This window comes from Sphaerisporangium aureirubrum (assembly GCF_042658925.1).
GTDB lineage: Bacteria > Actinomycetota > Actinomycetes > Streptosporangiales > Streptosporangiaceae > Sphaerisporangium > Sphaerisporangium aureirubrum.
In genome coordinates this window covers 1-1,214 of sequence record NZ_JBHSRF010000188.1, presented here as the reverse complement: position 1 = coordinate 1,214, position 1,214 = coordinate 1, and the positions used below count along the sequence as shown (strand labels likewise).

Sequence of the window (1,214 nt, the reverse complement as noted above, 5' to 3'; positions counted from 1 at the left end):
CGCATCTCGATGGACATGCCGTCGCTGGAGAGGACCTCGACGTTGAGGCACAGCGACTGCATTTCCTTGATGAGGACCTTGAAGGACTCCGGGATGCCCGGCTCGGGGATGTTCTCGCCCTTGACGATGGCCTCGTAGACCTTCACGCGGCCGAGAACGTCGTCGGACTTGATGGTCAGCAGCTCCTGGAGCGCGTACGCCGCTCCGTAGGCCTCCAGCGCCCAGACCTCCATCTCACCGAAGCGCTGGCCACCGAACTGGGCCTTACCGCCGAGCGGCTGCTGGGTGATCATGGAGTAGGGACCGGTCGAGCGAGCGTGGATCTTGTCGTCCACCAGGTGGAGCAGCTTGAGGATGTAGATGTAGCCGACCGAGATGGGGTGCGGGAACGGCTCCCCGGAACGGCCGTCGAACAACCGGGCCTTGCCGCTGACGCCGACCATGCGCTCGCCGTCGCGGTTGACCAGGGTGTTCTCCAGGAGCCCGGTGAGCTCCTCCTCGTGCGCGCCGTCGAACACCGGGGTGGCGACGTTGGTGCGGGGGTCGACCTGGCCGAAGCCCTTGTCGCGCAGCCGCTCCGCCCACGCGTCCTCGATGCCCGAGATGTCCCAGCCTCTGGCGGCGATCCACCCGAGGTGGGTCTCCAGGACCTGCCCGACGTTCATCCGGCCGGGCACACCCAGCGGGTTCAGGATGATGTCGACCGGCGTGCCGTCCTCCAGGAACGGCATGTCCTCGACCGGCAGGATCTTGGAGATGACGCCCTTGTTGCCGTGACGCCCCGCCAGCTTGTCACCGTCGGTGATCTTGCGCTTCTGGGCGACGTACACCCGCACCAGCTCGTTCACGCCAGGAGGCAGCTCGTCGCCCTCCTCGCGGCTGAACACGCGGACGCCGATGACCTTGCCCATCTCGCCGTGCGGCACCTTCAGTGAGGTATCGCGGACCTCGCGGGCCTTCTCACCGAAGATCGCGCGCAGCAGGCGCTCCTCGGGGGTCAGCTCGGTCTCGCCCTTGGGCGTGACCTTGCCCACCAGGATGTCACCGGGCACGACCTCGGCGCCGATGCGGATGATGCCCCGCTCGTCGAGATCTGCCAGCACCTCCTCGGAGACGTTCGGGATGTCCCGGGTGATCTCCTCGGGGCCCAGCTTGGTGTCCCGGGCGTCGACCTCGTGCTCCTCGATGTGGATCGAGGAGAGCACGTCGTCCTG

Annotated in this window: 1 protein-coding gene; it reads right to left on the bottom strand. The window is 67.1% G+C overall.

Annotated features, from left to right (window positions below):
• The coding region (locus ACFP1K_RS41065) for a DNA-directed RNA polymerase subunit beta (RefSeq protein ID WP_449329183.1) at positions 1 to 1,214 on the bottom strand (1,214 nt) is incomplete at both ends.